General features: G+C 64.7%; 17 protein-coding genes. 14 read left to right on the plus strand and 3 right to left on the minus strand.

The features are described from left to right. Window positions 1–334: 334 nt before the first annotated feature. Entirely contained in the window at window positions 335–2,332 is a 1,998-nt protein-coding gene (betT, locus tag PJK54_RS04245) for a choline BCCT transporter BetT (RefSeq protein ID WP_077378655.1), read from the minus strand. A gap of 401 nt (window positions 2,333–2,733) precedes the next feature. On the opposite strand from betT, the gene PJK54_RS04250 reads away from it, so the two are divergent. The 6 genes from PJK54_RS04250 (at window position 2,734) to PJK54_RS04275 (ending at window position 9,379) form a co-directional block, all read left to right on the plus strand. Next, window positions 2,734–3,360, plus strand: coding sequence for a hypothetical protein (locus PJK54_RS04250; RefSeq protein ID WP_271302334.1), 627 nt, complete (start codon window positions 2,734–2,736; stop codon window positions 3,358–3,360). Continuing rightward, on the plus strand, window positions 3,360–3,776 hold the full coding sequence (locus PJK54_RS04255) for a glycerate kinase (protein WP_136939104.1): 417 nt from the start codon (window positions 3,360–3,362) through the stop codon (window positions 3,774–3,776). The genes PJK54_RS04250 and PJK54_RS04255 overlap by 1 nt, the downstream gene beginning before the upstream one ends. A gap of 13 nt (window positions 3,777–3,789) precedes the next feature. Next, window positions 3,790–5,790, plus strand: a complete 2,001-nt coding sequence (locus PJK54_RS04260; RefSeq protein ID WP_271302335.1) for a sensor histidine kinase — start codon at window positions 3,790–3,792, stop codon at window positions 5,788–5,790. Continuing rightward, window positions 5,783–7,243 (plus strand): sigma-54-dependent transcriptional regulator, encoded by a 1,461-nt coding sequence (locus tag PJK54_RS04265; RefSeq protein ID WP_271302336.1) that lies wholly within the window; start codon window positions 5,783–5,785, stop codon window positions 7,241–7,243. Before PJK54_RS04260 ends, PJK54_RS04265 begins: the two co-directional genes overlap by 8 nt. Before the next feature lie 133 nt (window positions 7,244–7,376). Next, complete coding sequence (locus PJK54_RS04270) at window positions 7,377–8,126, plus strand: DUF1007 family protein (RefSeq protein ID WP_271302337.1); 750 nt, start codon at window positions 7,377–7,379, stop codon at window positions 8,124–8,126. Beyond that, window positions 8,123–9,379, plus strand: coding sequence for a nickel/cobalt transporter (locus PJK54_RS04275; RefSeq protein WP_271302338.1), 1,257 nt, complete (start codon window positions 8,123–8,125; stop codon window positions 9,377–9,379). Before PJK54_RS04270 ends, PJK54_RS04275 begins: the two co-directional genes overlap by 4 nt. A 124-nt stretch (window positions 9,380–9,503) precedes the next feature. Here PJK54_RS04275 and PJK54_RS04280 read toward each other — a convergent pair whose 3' ends face one another. Then, complete coding sequence (locus tag PJK54_RS04280; protein WP_077378676.1) at window positions 9,504–9,932, minus strand: HIT domain-containing protein; 429 nt, start codon at window positions 9,930–9,932, stop codon at window positions 9,504–9,506. A gap of 348 nt (window positions 9,933–10,280) precedes the next feature. Between PJK54_RS04280 and PJK54_RS04285 the strand changes: the two genes are divergently transcribed. The 8 genes from PJK54_RS04285 (at window position 10,281) to PJK54_RS04320 (ending at window position 17,599) form a co-directional block, all read left to right on the plus strand. Beyond that, window positions 10,281–11,288, plus strand: coding sequence for a TAXI family TRAP transporter solute-binding subunit (locus PJK54_RS04285; protein WP_077378679.1), 1,008 nt, complete (start codon window positions 10,281–10,283; stop codon window positions 11,286–11,288). A 381-nt stretch (window positions 11,289–11,669) separates the two neighbouring features. Beyond that, window positions 11,670–13,742: a TRAP transporter permease gene (locus PJK54_RS04290; RefSeq protein ID WP_205632796.1), complete on the plus strand. Its 2,073-nt coding sequence runs from the start codon at window positions 11,670–11,672 to the stop codon at window positions 13,740–13,742. A 185-nt stretch (window positions 13,743–13,927) separates the two neighbouring features. Further along, window positions 13,928–14,707: a sulfite exporter TauE/SafE family protein gene (locus PJK54_RS04295; protein WP_077378685.1), complete on the plus strand. Its 780-nt coding sequence runs from the start codon at window positions 13,928–13,930 to the stop codon at window positions 14,705–14,707. Window positions 14,708–14,850: 143 nt separating this feature from the next. Beyond that, window positions 14,851–15,846 (plus strand): zinc-dependent alcohol dehydrogenase family protein, encoded by a 996-nt coding sequence (locus PJK54_RS04300; RefSeq protein ID WP_084209433.1) that lies wholly within the window; start codon window positions 14,851–14,853, stop codon window positions 15,844–15,846. A gap of 65 nt (window positions 15,847–15,911) precedes the next feature. Further along, window positions 15,912–16,043: an entericidin A/B family lipoprotein gene (locus tag PJK54_RS04305; protein ID WP_077378691.1), complete on the plus strand. Its 132-nt coding sequence runs from the start codon at window positions 15,912–15,914 to the stop codon at window positions 16,041–16,043. 57 nt (window positions 16,044–16,100) lie between these two features. Continuing rightward, window positions 16,101–16,232 carry an entericidin A/B family lipoprotein gene (locus PJK54_RS04310; protein ID WP_077378694.1) on the plus strand — a complete coding sequence of 44 codons (132 nt, stop codon included), beginning with the start codon at window positions 16,101–16,103 and terminating at the stop codon, window positions 16,230–16,232. Between the two features lie 152 nt (window positions 16,233–16,384). After that, on the plus strand, window positions 16,385–16,516 hold the full coding sequence (locus PJK54_RS04315; protein WP_077378697.1) for an entericidin A/B family lipoprotein: 132 nt from the start codon (window positions 16,385–16,387) through the stop codon (window positions 16,514–16,516). A gap of 195 nt (window positions 16,517–16,711) precedes the next feature. Continuing rightward, window positions 16,712–17,599 carry a LysR family transcriptional regulator gene (locus PJK54_RS04320; RefSeq protein WP_271302339.1) on the plus strand — a complete coding sequence of 296 codons (888 nt, stop codon included), beginning with the start codon at window positions 16,712–16,714 and terminating at the stop codon, window positions 17,597–17,599. 74 nt (window positions 17,600–17,673) lie between these two features. On the opposite strand, the gene trhO is transcribed toward PJK54_RS04320, so the two are convergent. Next, a complete protein-coding gene (trhO, locus tag PJK54_RS04325) occupies window positions 17,674–18,747 on the minus strand; it encodes an oxygen-dependent tRNA uridine(34) hydroxylase TrhO (RefSeq protein ID WP_077378703.1) in 1,074 nt (357 codons plus the stop codon). Between the last annotated feature and the right edge of the window lie 138 nt (window positions 18,748–18,885).

Below are 18,885 nucleotides of genomic sequence, written 5' to 3' on the forward strand. Positions count from 1 at the left end.
CCAGGCCCGAGCAACCGGGTCGATGACACCAGTGTAGAGGGTGACGGTGCCGTGCAGTAACGAATTCGCTGCATCGTCGTGATCGTCTGGTGCTATGACGTGTTCCGGTGCGAATGATCGGATGACTGAGCCATCCAGTGCCTCACGATGAATCCGTGATCAAGCGTCTTTCTGGTACATGCGGCTCAGGATGACGCTTTTCAAGGTGGCACGGCAAGGTAGCACGCAGTTCATTGCCGGGGCATGACCGTGAGAAACGCAAAGGCCCCGCACGGGGCGGGGCCTTTGCGACAGCCAGACCAGCAGCTGTCATCACTTCAGCAACGCTCAGGCGTCAGTTGCGCGCCATGTGCAGGAAGTGCATGTGCTTCTCGTACTGATCCAGTACATCACCGATGACCTGCTCCTTGGTGTAGCCCATCAGGTCATAGGTCTGGCCGCCTTCGCGCAGGAAGACCTCGGCCCGGTACTGGCGCTCCACGTCACTGGTGCCCTTGCGCTTGACGTTGCGCAGCGCGAAGGCCGGTGCCGCATACTCGCGGACACGTACGCCATAGATGAAGTCGATCTCGTCGCCATGGCTGACCTGCAGATAGCTGCGGTCATCTTCGTCGTTGACGCGCACATCCAGTCCCTGCGCCTCGAACTCCTTGGCGACATCCGACAGCGCCGGCGTCACGACATCCGACAGATACTGCTCGACATTCTTCTGCTGCGGCGTCTCGACCAGGGTCTGGACGCGCTTCTGCCAGCTGCGTGCACCACCGGCGGTATGCCCCGGCGTGTTGCTGAGATGCTGCATGGAGCGCTGCTTGACGCCTTCAAGACGCAGCGCCTTGAGCAGGCCGTAGCAGACGAACATCAGGATGATGGCGAAGGGCAGAGCAGAGGCCAGCGAGGCGGTCTGCAGTGCGCCGAGACCCCCGGCCATCAGCAGCGCCACGGCCACGAAACCTTCGGACACGGCCCAGAAGATGCGCTGCCAGACTGGAGATTCATCGCCTTCCTTCGAGGTCAGCATGTCGATGACCAATGAGCCGGAGTCGGAGGAGGTGACGAAGAAGGTCACCACCAGCACCGTGGCCAGCAGGGAGGTCACGCTACCGAACGGGAACAGTTCCAGGAACTTGAACAGTGCCACGGAGGCATCCGCGGAGACGGCCTCGGCCAGATTGCCAGCGGCGTCGGTCATCAACAGGTGCAGTGCACTGTCGCCGAAGAAGGTCAGCCACATGAAGGTGAAGCCCATCGGCACGAACAGCACGCCATAGACGAATTCACGGATGGTACGACCACGCGAGACGCGTGCGATGAACATGCCGACGAACGGGGACCACGCGATCCACCAGCCCCAGTAGAACAGGGTCCAGCCACCCAGCCACTCGGACGGGCCGTCTTCCGGGATGTAGGCGAACATGTTGAAGGTCTTGTCGACCACTTCGCTGAGGTAGCCACCGATGTTCTGGATCAGGGTCTGCAGCAGGAAGATGGTCGGGCCAACGCACAGCACGAACAGCATCAATGCCAGCGCAAGACCGAGGTTCAGCTCGGAGAGACGACGGATGCCGCCGTCCAGCCCCATGACCACGGAGATGGTTGCCAGGCCGGTGATGATGGCGATCAGGATGACCTGGGTGGTCAGGCTGTTGTCGATATCGAACAGATAATGCAGACCGGAGCTGACCTGCAGCACCCCCAGACCCAGCGAGGTGGCCACCCCGAACATGGTGCCGAAGACGGCGAAGATGTCGACGGCATGACCGATCGGGCCGTGGATGCGCTTGCCGATCAGCGGGTACAGCGCGGAGCTGATGCGCAGCGGCAGGTTGTGGCGGAAGCTGAAGTAGGCCAGCGCCAGTGCCACGACGGCATAGACGCCCCAGGCGTGGATGCCCCAATGGAAGAAGGTGGTCTTCATGGCCTCGCGAGCGGCTTCCACGGTACCGGCATCGCCCACGGGCGGTGCGGTGAAGTGGAAGACCGGCTCGGCGACACCATAGAACATCAGGCCGATACCCATGCCCGCGGAAAACAGCATCGCGAACCAGGAGCCGTAGCTGAAGTCCGGCTCGGAGTGGTCCGGCCCCAGCTTGATGTCACCGGATTTCGAGAAGGCGAGCCCCAGCGTGAAGACCACGAACAGCCCCATGGCCAGCAGGTAGAACCAGCCGACGGTATCGATGATCCAGGTCTGGACGTGGCCGAAGACCACGTTCGCCGTCTCGGGCATGGATACGGTGAAGATCACGAACGCCAGTATCACCACGGCGGAGCCGAAGAAGACTGGCGGATTGATCTTCGCGACCGTAGGTTGGTCGGCATTTTCTGACATAAATTTCTCTCCCTGATTGCCTGTTCGACGATAATGGTAACTTATTGAACCTGTGGCGTCGTGAGTTGTCCGCGCCATATCGTTTCCATGTGTAACCGATGATGAGGCCATGGAAATGCGATGGGGACGAAAGCGCTCCGGCACGCTGATGCCTTGGCGCATCGCGGGTCAGGCGTCGTGCCAGCCGGGACTGGCCGTCGCCCGGGAACATGCATGAGGTAGGCGTTGGCGTGGTGGCGAGCTAAGATGAGACCGTCTGCATTCAGGCCCCTTTACTGCTTGATACTATAGTTATGCACAAATCCTACAAGGCTTAAGTGTCAGTCTAGTGGCTTTGCGCCATCTCGCGGATGAAAATCGTGATGGATCGCCAAGTCAGATGGCTGACCGGAGACGTTCGCATGTTCTCTCGACTTTTCTTGGCTCCCTCTCGGATCGAGGCAAGCGCTCGAACGCCGCAGGCCGGAGCGGTGTCTCGCACGGGGCTGCTCATCTCGGGCCTGCTGCTGTTGAGCGGCTGTTCCACGCTGACGAGTCAGGACCCGCTATCTGCCCATGACAGCGAAGCGCTGCCTGCGGCCTGCATCTTCCCGCGTCAGGGCGATGCCGATCAGTGGCTGCGCGCCGCCGCCGAGGTCGTGGAGGCCCGTGGCTACAAGGTGCGCGAAAGTGAGCTGTCGCTGGGCCTGGTGACCGGGGAGCGCAAGGTCGACCAACCGGGACTCGGGGCCATCGAGGGGCCCTTCGGCTCTCGCATCGGGTTCTCGGTGGGCTACGGCGTGGCCGCCGGGCGTGGCATCGGTGTCGGGGTGGGCAATGACGTCTATCGGGACGACCCGATCAGCTTCGAGCGCATCTCGCTGGTGGCACCGGACGAGCGAGTGCGCGTGATCCGTGATGAGCAGGTCATCAACCAGGGCGGGTATGTCATCGATGCCCGACCACAGAATCTCAGCGAGAGCTGTCAACAGATCGAACGTCAGCTGGAAGCCGCGCTGGCGGGCCGTGACCCTCGAGAGGTGCGCTGATGAATCCTTCCCTTTCTCGCTGCCTGCGTCTGGTGGCCTGTCTCGCCCTGCTGTCGCTGGGCGGCTGCATGACACAGCCGACCCATGCGCCGGACTCCCGTACCGCGGTGATCGCGCCCGACAGCGGCACGCTGACCTCCCGGCAGGTCTTCGTCACGCTGATGACCACGCTTGCGGAGCGCGGCTTCATCATCGAGCGGGCAGACCCGGATCTCGAGCGGCTGGATGCCAGCTACGCCGCCAGACCACCGCTGACCCTCGACGCCTGGGTGAGTGAGGTGAACGGCCAGATTCGTCTGAGCGTGACGGGTGACAGCAATGGCGCCGAGATCGCGCCGGGGCGTCTCGACAACCTGCTGGTGGACGTGGCAGTGGCGCTGAACGCACGTACCGTGCCGGTGATCGGCACGCCATGATCGCCAGCACCCCATGACATCGCGCCATGCCCCGGGGCGTGATCGGGCATCTTCCGATCGCTTGCGCCCGGAGGGATTGAGTCTGCACCGACGACGGCGCCTGGCCTGGCTGGCACTGGGCGCCAGCCTGTTGGCCGGCGTACTGGTGCTGTTCGCGCTCTGGCAGTGGGAGTTCGCCCGCAGCGAGCGTGAGGCACGCCAGCATGCGGCCACTCGGCTGCACTTCTATGCCAGCACCCTCAATGCGGAGTTGTCGCGCTTTCAGTGGCTGCCCGCCATGCTGGCGCGACAACCGCGCGTGCGTGCCGCCTTCGATGACACGGCCGATATCGCCGAGTCCGGCAATCGTCTCGACTGGCACCTGCAGCGTGTGGCCCGGGAATCCGGCGCCGCCGCGATCTTCCTGACGGATGCCTCCGGCGTGACGCTGGCCGCGAGCAACTTCGATGAATCCGACAGCTTCGTGGGCCATCGCTACGCCTACCGGCCCTATTTCCTGGATGCGATGGCGGGCGGGCGCGGGGAATTCTTTGCGGTGGGCAACACCACGGGGCGCCCCGGCTACTTCGTATCCGCGCCCGTGGCGGGGGCGGACGGCCAGCCGCTGGGCGTGCTGGTGGTCAAGGTCTCGCTGGAGGCGCTGGAGGATACCTGGCGCCAGGCCGGCGAAACGGTACTGCTGGCCGATGCCAATCGTGTCGTGCTGCTGGCCTCACGGCGGAGCTGGAAATACCGCACCCTCGAACCTCTCGCGCCCGCCGCTCTCGACGACATCCGGGCGCAGCAGCAATTCCGCGGGGCGCCGCTCTCCCCGCTGGCGCGCTCGCTGGAAGACGGCAGTCTGGTGCTGGGGGCGGGAGAGGCGTCTTCCCGCTCCTCGACTTCCGTCGGCCAGCGCTATCTGGATGAGTCGCTGTTCAGTGGTCCGCTGGCCTGGCAGCTGCACTTTCTGATGCCGCTGCGGCCTCTCTATATACAGGCGCGCAACACCATGCTGGCCGGGCTGGCGGTACTGCTGGGGCTGGGCATGCTGGCGCTGTGGATGCGCGAGCGTCAGGCGCGCCTGCGGCTCATCCGGCGTGAGGCGGTGGTCATGCGTGAGATCAACGAGCGTCTCGAGGAGCGTGTCGCCGAGCGCTCCCGCGAGCTTGAGGCCACCCGTGACGAGCTGGTGCAGGCGGGCAAGCTGGCGGCGTTGGGCACCATGGCTGCCGGCATTGCCCATGAACTCAATCAGCCGCTGGTCGGCATTCGCACCTATGCCGCCAGTGGCGGGAAGTTGCTGACGCGTGGCGTGTCTCAGGCGACGACCCGCCCGGAGCTGCTGCCACGTGCCGCCGAAGCGGCGAGCGGCAATTTCACGCGTATCGCGGCACTGGCCGAGCGTCTGGGCGACATGATCCGCCAGTTGCGGGTGTTCGTGCGGCCGGCCAGTCAGCAGCCGCCAGCGCCGCTGGCACTGGTGCCTCGCATCGAGTACGCCCTGGAACTGCTTGATGAGCGGTGCGAGCTTCTGGGGCTCGTGATCGAGCGGCAGGGACTGATGCCAGAGGTGCGGGTGATGGGAGAGCAGGCGCGCCTCGAGCAGCTGCTCACCAACCTGATCCGCAATGCCGTGGATGCGCTGGAGGGTCAGCAGCGCGATGGCACCCTGGACGGGGTCGCCCGTATCCGGCTGAGCTGGCAGGCCTGGCCTGAGGTTGCCTGGCTCGAGGGGCGGCCCGGCGGTTGCCTGCGCATCGAGGACAATGGCCCCGGGATCGACCCGGCATTGCGGGCCACCCTGTTCGACCCCTTCACCACCACCCGCGAAGTGGGTGACGGCATGGGCATGGGGCTCTTTCTGAGCTATGGCATGGCACGTGACCTGGGCGGTGTCCTGCGGCTTTCGGACGATGCCCCGCCGGGTGCGCTGGGCGGTGCCAACTTCGAACTGTGGCTGTGCACGCCCCCTGATGACGCGGGCAGCCCGACACCCACTCGACTGACCCCGGAGGCACCTGACCATGAGTGATGCTGCCTTCGAGACAGGCGATGAGCGCCTGACTCAGGATCATGAGCTGACCCGCGAGGCGCCCATCTGGCTGGTGGACGACGACCCGGCCGTGCGGGAATCGCTGTCTCAGTGGCTGGAACTTGCGGACCTCAACCTGCGCTGCTTCCCGCGGGCCGAGGCCTTGCTGGAAGCGCTGGCCGCCGGCGAGCCGGTCAGTGTGGTGATCAGTGACATTCGCATGCCGGGCATGGATGGGCTGACGCTGCTGTCACGGCTCACGCTCGAGGCGCCGGAGCTGCCGGTGCTGATGATGACAGGGCATGGCGATGTGGCCACTGCGGTCTCGGCCATGCAGGGCGGAGCGCGCGATTTCATCGAGAAGCCCTTTGACCCGGAAGCGCTCGAGCTCAAGCTGCGTCAGGCGCTGGCAGGCCGGCGGCTGAGCGATGAGAACCAGCGGCTGCGTCGTCGCCTGAGCGTGCGGGGGCTTGCCGGTCTGCTACGTGGTGAAAGCGCGAAGATACGTCAGTTGCGCGAGCAGATACTGGAGCTCAAGGGGCATCCGGCACGCGTCTGGATCACGGGGGAGTCGGGCAGCGGGCGGACCACCACGGCGCTGGCACTCGCCGAGCATGCGCCGGCGGAGGGAGAGGCCCAGCGCGTCGGCACATCGCCGGCCTCCGCGTTGCTGGCGAAGGTCGAATGTCGTGCCCTGGTCGGTATGGCGTCGAGCACCAAGGCGTCGAGCGGCGCGGCGTCGAGCGGTATGGCGTCGAGCGGCGCGGCATTGTCCGAGGCGATTGATGAGGCTCTTCAGGCCGCTCCCGAGATGAATACCCTGTTGCTGCATGACGTCGACGTCCTGAGTCGCGAGCAGTGGCAGTGGCTGGACGCCTGGCTGAACGCTCAGCCCGAGGGCGGACGTCGCGCGCCGCGGGTGGTCTTCAGCGCCGAGTGCAGCGTCCAGGCATTGGTGGCCTTCGGCACGCTGGGGCTGACGCGGGGGCACGCGCTGGCGGAGATCGAGCTGGTCACGCCGTCACTGCGTGAGCGGCGCGAGGATATCCCGTTGTTGATGGCGCATTTCAGCCGCCAGGCCGCCGACGTTCATCAGGTTCCTGAACTGCCCTTCGTCCGGGGCGAGCTGACGACCCTCATGGCGGCCGACTGGCCCGGAAATCTTGCCCAGCTGCGTCAGCTGGCCAGCCAGCGGACCGTGCTGGGTGAACAGGGGCAGGAGCCGCCGGCGACCGGGCAGGAAGTGGGAGAGGAGGACCCGGACGGGCTTGCCGCGCAGGTGGCGTTGTTCGAGGCGACGCTGATTCGAGCGGCCCTGACACGTGCCCGAGGCAACATTGCCCAGGTGCTGGAGGAACTGGCCCTTCCGCGCCGGACGCTCAACCTCAAGATGCACAAGTACGGACTGCGGCGTGATGACTTTCGTCATGGTGCGGACGGGGTATCGGAATGAGCGCCTGCTCGGGAATCAAATTGTCGGTCTGGCGTCGAAGGGGTGGTTCGTGCCCCCGAATGTTATAAGGTAACGACGATGTGCCACGCCTGGCATTCGCTTTTCTTCGTATCCGCCTTTCCGGAGTGTCTGCATGCCCCTTGCTGTTGATCATCGCGATGATGCGCGATCGTTTCCGCGCGCCTGGCGTCGTTGCCTGCGCTTGCTGACGGGGGCGTGGGTCGGCATGTTGGCCATCGCGTCGTTGATGGTCAGTCAACCGGCGCTTGCCCATCCGCATGGCTGGGTGGATCTGCGCGTGACCCTGCGCCTGGATGATCAGGGGCGGGCGGTGGCATTGCGTCAGTACTGGTTGCTGGACCCCTTCTATAGCCTGACGCTGCGGCAGGAGCTGGCCGCCCTGCAGGACGATACCAGCATGGAGCAGCGCCTGGATGCGCTGGGCAGCGAGATCCTCGCCAATCTTTCCCAGTTCGATTATTACACCCATGTTCAGCGTGACGGAGCGCCGGTGGCGCTGGGAGAGGCGACACGCCAGACCACCTGGCTCAAGGGGGAGCGCGTCGCCTTCCAGATGGAACTGCCGCTGGCCGAACCCGTGCCGATGGCCGGCCATACGCTCAGTTATCGCATCTATGATCCCACCTATTACATCGAGATCCTGCATGACCCGGATGCGATCGCCGTCCAGGAAGGGCTGGTGATCAAGGGGTTGTCCTCGCAGCAGGTGCCGATGGACTGTACGGCGAAGATCGCCAAGGCAGACCCGGATCCCCAGAAGGTCGCCGAGGCCTCGATGCTGGATATCAATGCCACCGCGCCGATGGATCTTGGCCAGTATTTCGCCGATGTCGGCAGTGTCCATTGTGAGTCGTCTCGATGAGCGATGAGCACAAGGACACCACCGGGCTTGGGGATGTCAAAAGCCTCAAGGGCATGCGTGATGGCCTGCTCAAGCCGGCCTCTTCGCGAGGGCGACGCCTGGCCGGCTGGCTGGCCCTCGGATTCGGATTGATCGTGCTGGGCATGGCCCTGTGGCCGAGCCTGGTACAGGCCTGGGGTGAGGCGCTGGGCTGGATCTTCGCTGAACAGTCGCGTTTTCAGCGCTCGCTCGGGCGCGCCATGAGCGAGCTTGCCGCGCACCCCGGCACCCCCTGGGCGCTGATCGGGCTGTCCTTCACTTACGGAGTGCTGCATGCGGCGGGCCCCGGCCATGGCAAGGTGGTGATCAGTACGCTGCTGGCCAGCCAGCCCATCGCGCGGCGACGTGCGCTATGGCTCTCGCTGCTGGCGGCCTTGCTGCAGGGCGTGAGTGCGCTGGTGCTGGTCGGCCTCGGGGCGGGACTGCTGGACTGGGCCGGGCGTGAGGTGCTCGGGCAGGTCGAGAAGGTCACTCTGCTCAGCCATGTCGGCGTACTGGCGTTGGGCCTGCTGCTGCTGTGGCGTGCCGCGCGTGCGTTGTGGCGGGCACTCAGGGCGCCCGCCACCACTGGCATGGAAGAGAGCGTGACGACACAGGAAGCGCCAGCGATGCAGGGACTGGCGTTCGAGCCGTCGCATGGTCGCGACCACTCTCACGGCCACGATCATTCACACGGGCATGACTGCGGTTGCGGCCATGCGCATGGCGTGACGGCGGAGCAGGCCAGCGGCGACTGGCGCACCATGGGCATGGCGGTGCTGGCGATCGGCCTGCGGCCGTGTTCCGGCGCGATTCTGGTATTGCTGGCCGCGCTGGCGCTGAATCTGGTCGGCAGCGGGGTACTGGCGGTGCTGGCGATGTCACTGGGCACCGCGCTGACGGTGGGCAGCGTGGCGATGGCCACGCTGCTGATGAAGGCCAGCGGGCGTCTGGCGGCGGGCACGGCGCGCCTGACCGGCAAGCGCGAAGAGGGCGGAGCGCTTCGCCAGTGGCCGTGGGCCGCGGTGATCGGGCTGCTCGGCGGGATCGTCATCAGCGTGTTCGGGACCTTGCTGGTCGCCAGCAGTCTCAAGGCGCTGGAATCCCCCACCGGACGCGGTGCCTCGCCGTTCGGGCGCGCGGCGCAGAGCGCGCCGTCCCCGCTGCGTGCCGCTCCCGCCACGTCTCTGGTGGCTCCGCGCCCCGCCGTCGAGGCACCAGAAGCAGACACATGACAGGTGCCTGGCGATCCAGTGTCCGGCACTCGGTGTCCGAGTGATGTCATGCTGACTGGCTTTCCTTCCCATCACGACAACGGGGCCCGCTGGGCCCCGTTGTCGTTGGCGCCTGAACCGGGCGCTAGAAGGAATAGGTCGGCAGCTCGGCGATCTTCATGCGTAGCGTGTCAATCAGCGTGGTGAGCGCTTCATTGTCATAGGCCTTCGGGCGTCCCACTCCCCAGACCGGCCCGGGCCAGGTGGCATCATCGCTGCTGCGGGCGATCACGTGTACATGCAGCTGTGACACGACATTGCCCAGGGTGCCGATATTGAGCTTTTCGCCGTCACTGAGCTGCATCAACAGCTCGCCGAGCAGGGTGGTCTCGTGCCACAGCTGGTGCTGGGAATGGCTGTCCAGCTCATAGACTTCGCGAATGTCCGCACGGCGTGGCACCAGCATCAACCAGGGATAGCGCGCATCGTTCATGAGGCGCACGCTGCACAATGCCAGATCGGCCACGAAGTGAGTGTCTGCCTCCAGCTGCGGGTGCAGGGTGAAATCATTCATTGTCGTTCCTCGTCGTCGCGGGGCTGGCGCGCCCGAATGGCCTCGGCTGGTCTGCCGGTCCGTCTGCCGGCGGGGCCGTCACGGGTGTCCCCAGGCCGGGTGTCTGAATGTCTCCAGTGTGACCAGATCGGCAGAATCCTGCCACTTTTCGGTTTGCGCCATGCCGGCCGGCCGTTGGCGCAATGCCCCCATCGCCAAATACCGCCCCTGCTCGACACTTGCTAGTCTTCACTCAAGGCTGGGCAGTACGACCTGACCTTCGCTGTCCCGTCCGCTATCGCCACGTCTCGCCTATTCCAACAATAAGGGTTCGCCTGCGTTCCGGCAGGCCCGCCAAGGAGTCATTCCATGCAAAAGCGCCAGTTCCTCAAGGCCGGCCTCGGTCTCGCCATCGCTGCCTCTCTGGGCCTCAGTGCCGCAGCCCAGGCGGAAGGCAAGTACATCATGGGTACCGCGACCACCGGCGGTACCTTCTATCCCGTCGGCGTGGCGCTTTCCACGCTGATCAAGGTCAAGCTCGAGCCGACCGCCGGCATCTCGGTGTCCGCGATCTCCTCCGCCGGCTCCGGCGAGAACCTCAAGCTGATGGAAGAGAACCAGGCCCAGTTCGGCATCATCCAGGGTCTCTATGGCGCCTGGGCATGGAATGGCACTCCGCCGGTCAACAAGGCGCACAAGGACCTGCGCAGCATCTCGATGCTGTGGCAGAACGTCGAGCACTTCGTGGCACGCAACGATGAGGTCAAGACCGGCACCATCGAGGACATGACCAACTTCTATGGCAAGAGCTTCTCCATCGGCAAGAAGAACTCCGGCACCGAGGGCTCGGGTCGCTTCATTCTCGAGCAGCTGGGCATCGATGCCGACAAGATGAATCTGGCCTACATGGGCTATGGCCCGAGTGCCGACGCGATGCAGAACGGCAACATCGACGGCATGAACATTCCGGCAGGCGCACCGGCTTCCGCCGTGACGCGTGCCTACGCCAACCTCGGTGACGAGATCACCACGCTGGACTTCACCGAAGAGCAGCTGGCCAAGGTCAATTCCCAGTTCGAGCTGTGGACACCGTATGAAATCGCCGCTGGCACCTATCCGGGCCAGGACAAGGCGATCAACACCATCGCCCAGCCGAACATCCTCGTGGTACGTGATGACGTCTCCGAAGAAGACGTCTACCAGATCACCAAGACCATGTACGAGAACCTGCCGTTCTTGAACAACATCCACCCGGCCACCAAGGCCATGGCACTCGACAAGGCCATCGCTGGTCTGCCGCTGCCGCTGCACCCGGGTGCCGTGCGTTACTTCAAGGAGCAGGGCATCGAGATCCCTGAGCGTCTGATCGCCGACTGACCCACCCCTGAGTCCGCTCCATCGCTGCCCTCATCGCGCGCCCATGGCCGCGGTGAGGGCTGTGCAGTCCAACAAGACAGTGCCGGTCCGGCGTCATGCTGCGCCTTCGTTTCGCAAGGCAGCCTCTGCCAGGCCAAAGCCTGCCCATGCATCACTGATGTCACCGACGTCAGTGATGAAGCAAGTCCGCATTTCCTCGCAAGCCCGGGCGCAGGTTGACGCCACACGTCGCCGCCGCGCCATCGCTGTCTGATCCCGTCTTGAGGCACCGCCATGCATGATTCCCGCTCGCCAGAGCCCTCTCGTCCCACTGAAGCCGTGCCGGATGCGCCGGACCTGTCCGGTGTGCGCGATGAATCCGTCGAAGCCGCGCCATGGCGCATGGAACTGCCCTGGCTAGGGCGGGCCGTGTTCGTGATTTCCATCGTCATCTGTCTGGCGCATCTGTACTTCAACACCATCTCGACCCTGTCGGAGCTGTGGGTGAGCGCGTTGCACTTCGGGCTGTTCGGCCTGCTGTGCGCGCTGACCATCCCGATGCTGACGCCGTCCAGTGATGGTGCCAAGCGCTGGGTGCTGGGTGTGGATGTCATGCTGGGGCTGGCGGCACTGGGTTGCGGTCTCTATCTGATCGGCTTCGAGGATGCGCTCTATGATCGTGGGGTCGTGTTCTCCCCCGCGGACTGGGTGGTCTCCATCGTCGCGGTGGGGCTGATTCTCGAGTTCGCGCGGCGCACCACCGGCTGGTTCATCCCGGTGCTGTGTCTGATCGCGCTGACCTATGTGGCCTGGTGGGGCAAGTATGTCGGTGGCGTGTTCAACTTCCCGGGCCTGACCTGGGAGACGGTGCTGTTCAGAAGCTTCATCGGCGGCGAAGGGATGCTGGGCTCCATCGCGCGCATTTCCTGGTCCTACGTGTTCATGTTCATCCTGTTCGGCGCCTTTTTGGTCAAGTCGGGCGCGGGTGACTTCATCATCGATCTGGCGCGCTGCGCGGCGGGTCGCTTCAAGGGTGGCCCGGGCTTCGTGGCCGTGTTCGCCTCCGGCCTGATGGGCTCGGTCTCCGGCTCCAGTGTCGCCAACACCGTCTCCACCGGCGTGATCACGATCCCGCTGATGCGGCGTGCCGGCTTCCCGGCGCGCTTCGCGGCAGGTGTGGAGGCCGCCGCCTCCACCGGTGGCCAGCTGATGCCGCCGGTGATGGGCGCGGGCGCCTTCATCATGGCGTCCTATACCCAGGTGCCGTACCTGACCATCGTCGGCGTGGCCGCCTTGCCGGCGCTGCTCTACTTCCTGTCTGTCGCCATGTTCGTGCGCATCGAGGCCAAGCGCTCCGACGCCACGGCGCTGGATGACCCGCAGGGCCCGCGCCTCAAGGACGTGCTCAAGGATGGCTGGCACTACCTGGCACCGCTGTTCGTGCTGGTCGGTGCACTGATCTACGGCTTCACGCCGACCTACGCCGCCGGCATCGCGATCCTGTCCGTCATCGCGGCCTCGTGGCTGTCGAAGAACCCGATGAAGCTCGGCGACATCATCGAGGCGATGCTGGCCGGGGTGCGCAACATGACCACCACGGCGATCCTGCTGATCACCGTCGGGCTGATCGTCAATGTCGTCTCCACCACGGGGATCGGCAACACCTTCTCGCTGATGATCACCGACTGGGCGGGTGGCAGCCTGCTGATCACCATCATCCTGGTCGCGCTGGCGTCCTTGATCCTGGGCATGGGGCTGCCGGTGACGGCGTCCTATATCGTGCTGGGCACGCTGTCCGCCCCGGCGCTCTACAACCTGATCGCGCACTCCCAGCTGGTGGATCTGCTGGCGGCGGGCAACCTGCCGGAGCAGGCCAAGGCCATCTTCATGCTGGCGGCACCTGACAAGCTGGACCTGCTGGGCGCGCCGATGAGCATGGACGCCGCACGTGAACTGCTGGCCCTGGTGCCGGATACCTTCCAGAGCCAGCTGTATGAGCAGGCGCTGTCGCCGCACGTGCTGACCATGGCACTGGTGAGTGCCCACATGATCATCTTCTGGCTGTCCCAGGACTCCAACGTCACGCCGCCGGTCTGCCTGACCGCCTTCGCGGCTGCCGCCATCGCCAAGACACCGCCGATGAAGACAGGCCTGATGGCGTGGAAGATCGCCAAGGGGCTCTACATCGTGCCGCTGCTGTTCGCCTGGAGTCCGCTGATCTCCGGCGACATCGGTGAGATGCTGACGGTCTTCGTGTTCGCGCTGTTCGGGATCTACGCTATCGTGGCGGGCATGGAAGGCTATCTGGAGCACGAACTGCCCTGGTGGCTGCGTCTGGCGATGTTCCCGCTGGGAGCGCTGATGCTGTGGCCGCATGGTCAGCTGACCTATGATATTGCCGGGCTGGCCATCTTCCTGGGCGTGCTGACCTACAGCGTGCGCCAGAGTGGCCGTCAGGAAGCCCTGGCTTCCTGAGTTCCGGCAGGTTCCGGCAGATGTGCCTGAATCCTGCATGACGTGACGCAATGCATCACCCACGATGCCCGGCATCCCTGCCTTCGCGAGGTTCCTGCGAGGAGGGTGTGTCGGGCATCGCGCGCTCTGAATGACGAAGTGGGTGCAGCGTGTCCCCCTTTTACGGCAAGACAAGGAATGTCGGCATGACAAGTGATGTGGCAGGGCTGGCTGGCGGCCTTGATCTGATCAGCGTGGTGGCGCTGATCGCGCTGGGTGGCGTGGCCGGCTTCATCAATGTGCTCTCGGCGGGTGGTTCGATGCTGACGCTGCCCTTGTTGATGTTTCTCGGCCTGCCCCCCGCGCAGGCCAATGCCACCAACCGCGTGGCGATCGCGTTGCAGAGTGCGACTGCCACCAGCACCTTCCTCAAGGCGGGGGCGCACAACATGGGGGTGGCCTGGCGACTGGCCGTGCCTGCCGTGCTGGGCGCGATGCTGGGGGCCTGGCTGGCGACCCGGATCAGTGCCGAGGCCTTCGAGGGCGTGCTGATCGTGGTGATGGTGGTGTGCTCGATCATGATGCTGCTGCCGACGCCGCGCATCGACACCCGTGAGCTGACCCCGGAACGCATCACTCCCATCGTGCTGCTGGCGATGTTCGGCATCGGTCTCTATGGTGGCTTCATTCAGGTGGGCGTCGGCGTGCTGTTCATCGTGGTGCTCTACCGGTTGCTCAAGATCGATCTGACCCAGGTCAACGTCTTCAAGGTCTTCATCGTGTTGATGTATACCCTGCCGGCGCTGGCGGTCTTCGTGTTCGATGGTCAGGTGCGCTGGGCCTATGGCCTGGTACTGGCGGTCGGCAACATGAGCGGCGCCTTCCTCGGTGCGCGGGTCAACATGAGTCCTGCTGGTGCGCGTTGGGTCAAGTGGCTGACGGTGGCGGTGATCTTCCTCATCGTGCTCAAGCTGGTGCTGACCTGATGCTGATTTGAGGCATGACACGGAGTAAGCTCGGGTCATTGCCGACATGGCGCCACCTTCGTGGCGCGGTGTCACCCAACTTTCATGACGGCGCCGTGCGGGCAGGGCGTCGCTTCTTTCTCATTGTTCAGGAGTCTTCCCACATGCAGGCCATGGTCATCGAGCAATACGGCGCCCCGGATGTGTTCGTCGAGCGCGAGCTGGACACGCCGACCCCGGCACGAGGTCAGGTGCGCATCAAGGTATCCGCCTCCAGCGTCAATCCCATCGAGACCAAGCTGCGCAGTGGCTTGGTCAAGTCGCACCCCGACTTCCCGGCCATCCTCAATGGCGATGTCGCGGGGGTGATCGACGCCGTCGGCGAGGGCGTGACGGATTTCTCGGTCGGCGATGAAGTGCTGGGCTGCGCCGGTGGCGTGAAGGGCTGGCAGGGCGCACTGGCGGATTACATGATCGCTGACACCCGTGTGATCGTGAAACGCCCGAGTCTGGCGGCGCTGACCCTGGAAGAATGCGCGGCCTTGCCGCTGGTGTTCCTGACGGCCTGGACGGCGCTGGTCTCGCGCGGTCAGATCAAGGAAGGCGAGCACGTGCTGATCCACGCCGGTACCGGAGGGGTCGGCCATGTCGCGGTGCAGATCGCCAAGTATCTCGGCGCACACGTCACCACCACCGTGTCCAGCGAGGCCAAGGCCGATCTGGCGCGCCAGCTGGGCGCCGACGAGATCATCAACTATCGCGAGGAAGCGGTCAGTGACTACGTGGCACGCCTGACCTCCGGGCGTGGCTTCGATCTCGTCTTCGACACCGTCGGTGGTGACAATCTGGATCGCTCCATCGAGGCCACGGCGATCTCCGGTCGGCTGTGCTCCATCAACACCCGCTCGACCCACGACCTGACCCAGCTGCACGCCAAGAACCTGTCGCTGCATGTCATCTTCCGCTCGGTGCCGCTGCTGACCGGTATCGGCATGGATGAGCAGCCGGAGCTGCTCAACGCCTTGAGCGAGATGCTGGAGGCCGGGGCGGTTCGCCCGCTGCTGGACGAGCATCAGTTCAGCTTCCGCGATATCGCCAAGGCACATGAATTGATCGAATCCGGCGAGGCACTGGGCAAGATCCTGCTGGTGAATCGCTGAGAATTGGCACTTTCCAGTGTCACGAAGGTCAGAGTGGCAGAGACGATTGATCAGGAATGCATGACATGCGAGTGACTCGCTTGATGATGGCCGCCTTGCTGGTGGCCAGCGTGGCCCTGACGGGCTGCAACACGGTGGCCGGCTTTGGCAAGGATCTTGAACACCTGGGTGGCAAGATCGACAACGCAGCCAGCTGAGCCTGACGGCCTGATCGACACCTTGCGTGCGATCAGGCACTTGAGAGAGGAATACCCATGCGACGCTTCATGATGATGACCGGTACGGCTCTGCTGTTCGGCCTGATGCTGGGAGGCTGCAACACCGTGGAAGGCTTCGGGGAAGATCTTGAGCATCTGGGGGGCTCCATCGAGGAGTCGGCCAGCTGAGCGAGTGAGGTGGCAGCGGATTCAGGCAATGAACGAAACATGAATTTCTCCCTTGAAACCCCGCAGGGTGGCCCAAGGTAATGGGTATCAGCGCAGGCATGACGCGTTGAATGGCAGGATCCATGATATCCATCACCACAAGGAGCATGACCATGTCCCGTACCATTGCACTGCTGTTCGCCTCTTTCTTCACTGTGGCGGCACTCTCCGGCTGCAACACCGTTGACGGTGCCGGCCAGGATGTCGAGCACGCAGGTGAAGCCGTTCAGGACGCTGCCCAGTAAGCAGGTCGCCAGACACGCCGCTTCACTGTCAGCACGAGACGTGAGGCATGAGGCGCGATGCAATAGCGGCCCTGCGCCGATGATGACGCCCGGTGATTTCCGCCGGGCGTCGTCGTGTCCGGCCTTCCGTCGTCGCGTGCATCTGCTCTGCGTGCCATTCACTTTCTCTACTCTCCCCCTCGCAAGGACCCCGTCATGGATCATGGGCAGTTGGGCTTTCTGGTCGCGCTGGCCAATGAACGCCATTTCGGACGGGCGGCGCGAGTCTGCCATGTCACCCAGCCGACGCTCTCGGCGCGTCTCAAGCAGCTGGAAGAGGAGCTGGGCACGGCGCTGATTCTCAGAGGGCATCGTTTCGAAGGCTTCACGCCGGAGGGGGAGCGGGTGCTGACGCATGCGCGGCGCATCATCGCCGAGCTGGATGAGCTCAAGGGAGATCTGTCACCCGAGGCCGTGCTGACCGGTCGGCTGACGCTGGGTGTCGTGCCGTCCGCGCTGGCGGCGGTGGGGGAATTCCTGCCGCGTCTGCGTGAGGCCTTTCCCCAGCTCTCCCTGCGCATGCGGGAGCTGTCCACCTCTTCGCTGGCTCAGGGGCTGGAGGATGGTGAGCTGGATCTCGCGGTCGGCTATCCGGCGGCACCCGCCATGAGCGGCTTCGCCTGCCGACCGCTCTATCAGGAGCATTCGGCGCTGATTGCCAGTCAGGCGCATTTCCTGCTGCCCGAGACACCCGCATGGGAGTGTCTGCGGGAGTATCCGCTGGTGCTGCTGACGCCGGAGATGCAGCAGCGACGCCGGCTCAATCAGCAACTGGCTCAGCTGAACCATCAGCCGTCGCCGTTGCTGGAAGCCAATTCCATCGCGGCGCTGGGCGTGATGCTGGAGGCGGGCCTGGGGGTGAGCGTGCTGGCGGAACACCTTGCCGACTCGCGTCTCGGTACGGGGCTGGTGGCGCGACGCCTGCCCGGGGAGGGCGAGACGGTGGGGCTGCTGTGGCGTAGCGGCCAACAGCATAGCCGTCGGCTGAATGCCGTGCTGGAGCTGTTGCGCTCGCTCCCTCGGTCGGCAGACGTGGACGGGTGATGGAGGGGGCAACGCAAGACACCCCGTGAAAACGGGGTGTCTTGATCAGTCTTCAGCCACGCACGAGGTCGGGGTCAGCCCTTGTCGGCGTCCTGCGTCTGCGCCTTGAGCGCGGCCAGACGAGCCGCTTCGCGCTGACGCTGCTTGGCGTCACGACGCGCCTGCATCTGGGCGAGCGCGTCCTTGCCCAGGTGCGCCTCACCCCGTTGCTCGGCGAGACGAATCTGATTCTCGCGCTCGGCAAAGCGTGCCTTCTGGGCATCGCTGAGCTTGTCGTAGCAGCGCGGGCAGCTGACACCCTTCTGGTACTTGTCGCTCTGCTTGTCCGCTTGCGTGATCGGCAGACGGCAGGCGTGACATTGGTCGAACTGACCGGGGCGCAACTTGTGGTCGACGGTGACACGGTCATCGAACACGAAACATTCGCCCTGCCACAGCGTCTCTTCCTGGGGCACCTCTTCCAGATACTTCAGAATGCCGCCCTTGAGGTGATAGACCTCCTCAAACCCCTGCTCCTTCAGATAGGCGGTGGATTTCTCGCAGCGAATGCCTCCGGTGCAGAACATCGCCACCTTGCGGTGCTGCTGCGGGTCCAGCTCACGGGAGACATAGTCCGGGAAATCACGGAAAGCGGCCGTGTTCGGGTTGACGGCACCCTTGAAGGTCCCCACTTCCACTTCATAGTCGTTGCGGGTGTCGATCAGCAGCACGTCAGGGTCGGAGATCAGCGCGTTCCAGTCCTTCGGCTCCACGTAGGTACCGACGGTATGGCGCGGGTCGATCCCTTCCACGCCCATGGTGACGATCTCGCGCTTGAGCTTGACCTTGGCACGCAGGAAGGGGGACTGCTCTGCCAGAGACTGCTTGGTGTCCAGTTCCGCCAGGCGCGGGTCTGCCATCAGCCAGGCCAGCAGGGCATCGATGCCGGCGCGAGAGCCGGAGACGGTGCCATTGATGCCTTCGCGTGCCAGCAGCAGGGTGCCGCGGATGCCATGCTCGTCCATCACTGCCAGCAGCGGTTCGCGCAGCGACTCGAAGTCCTCGAGGGTGACGAACTTGTAGAGCGCGCAGACGACATGCTGCGGCGCCAGCGGGCTGGGACGAGCGGTGTCGGCAGCCGGTGCGACGGTCGTGGGGGTATCGGTCATGCAGGAGTCCTCATGCGGGCCGGAACGTAAATCCGGAGCAGGATGATCAGAAGGGAAGGCGTGCGACAGCGCGTGAGTGCCGCGTCGTCCAGGCGAGCCTTCGTGGTTCGGCGGCATATTTTACGTGACTCGCGCACG

This window comes from Cobetia sp. MMG027 (genome assembly GCF_027947415.1).
In the GTDB taxonomy this organism is placed as follows: Bacteria; Pseudomonadota; Gammaproteobacteria; order Pseudomonadales; family Halomonadaceae; genus Cobetia; species Cobetia marina.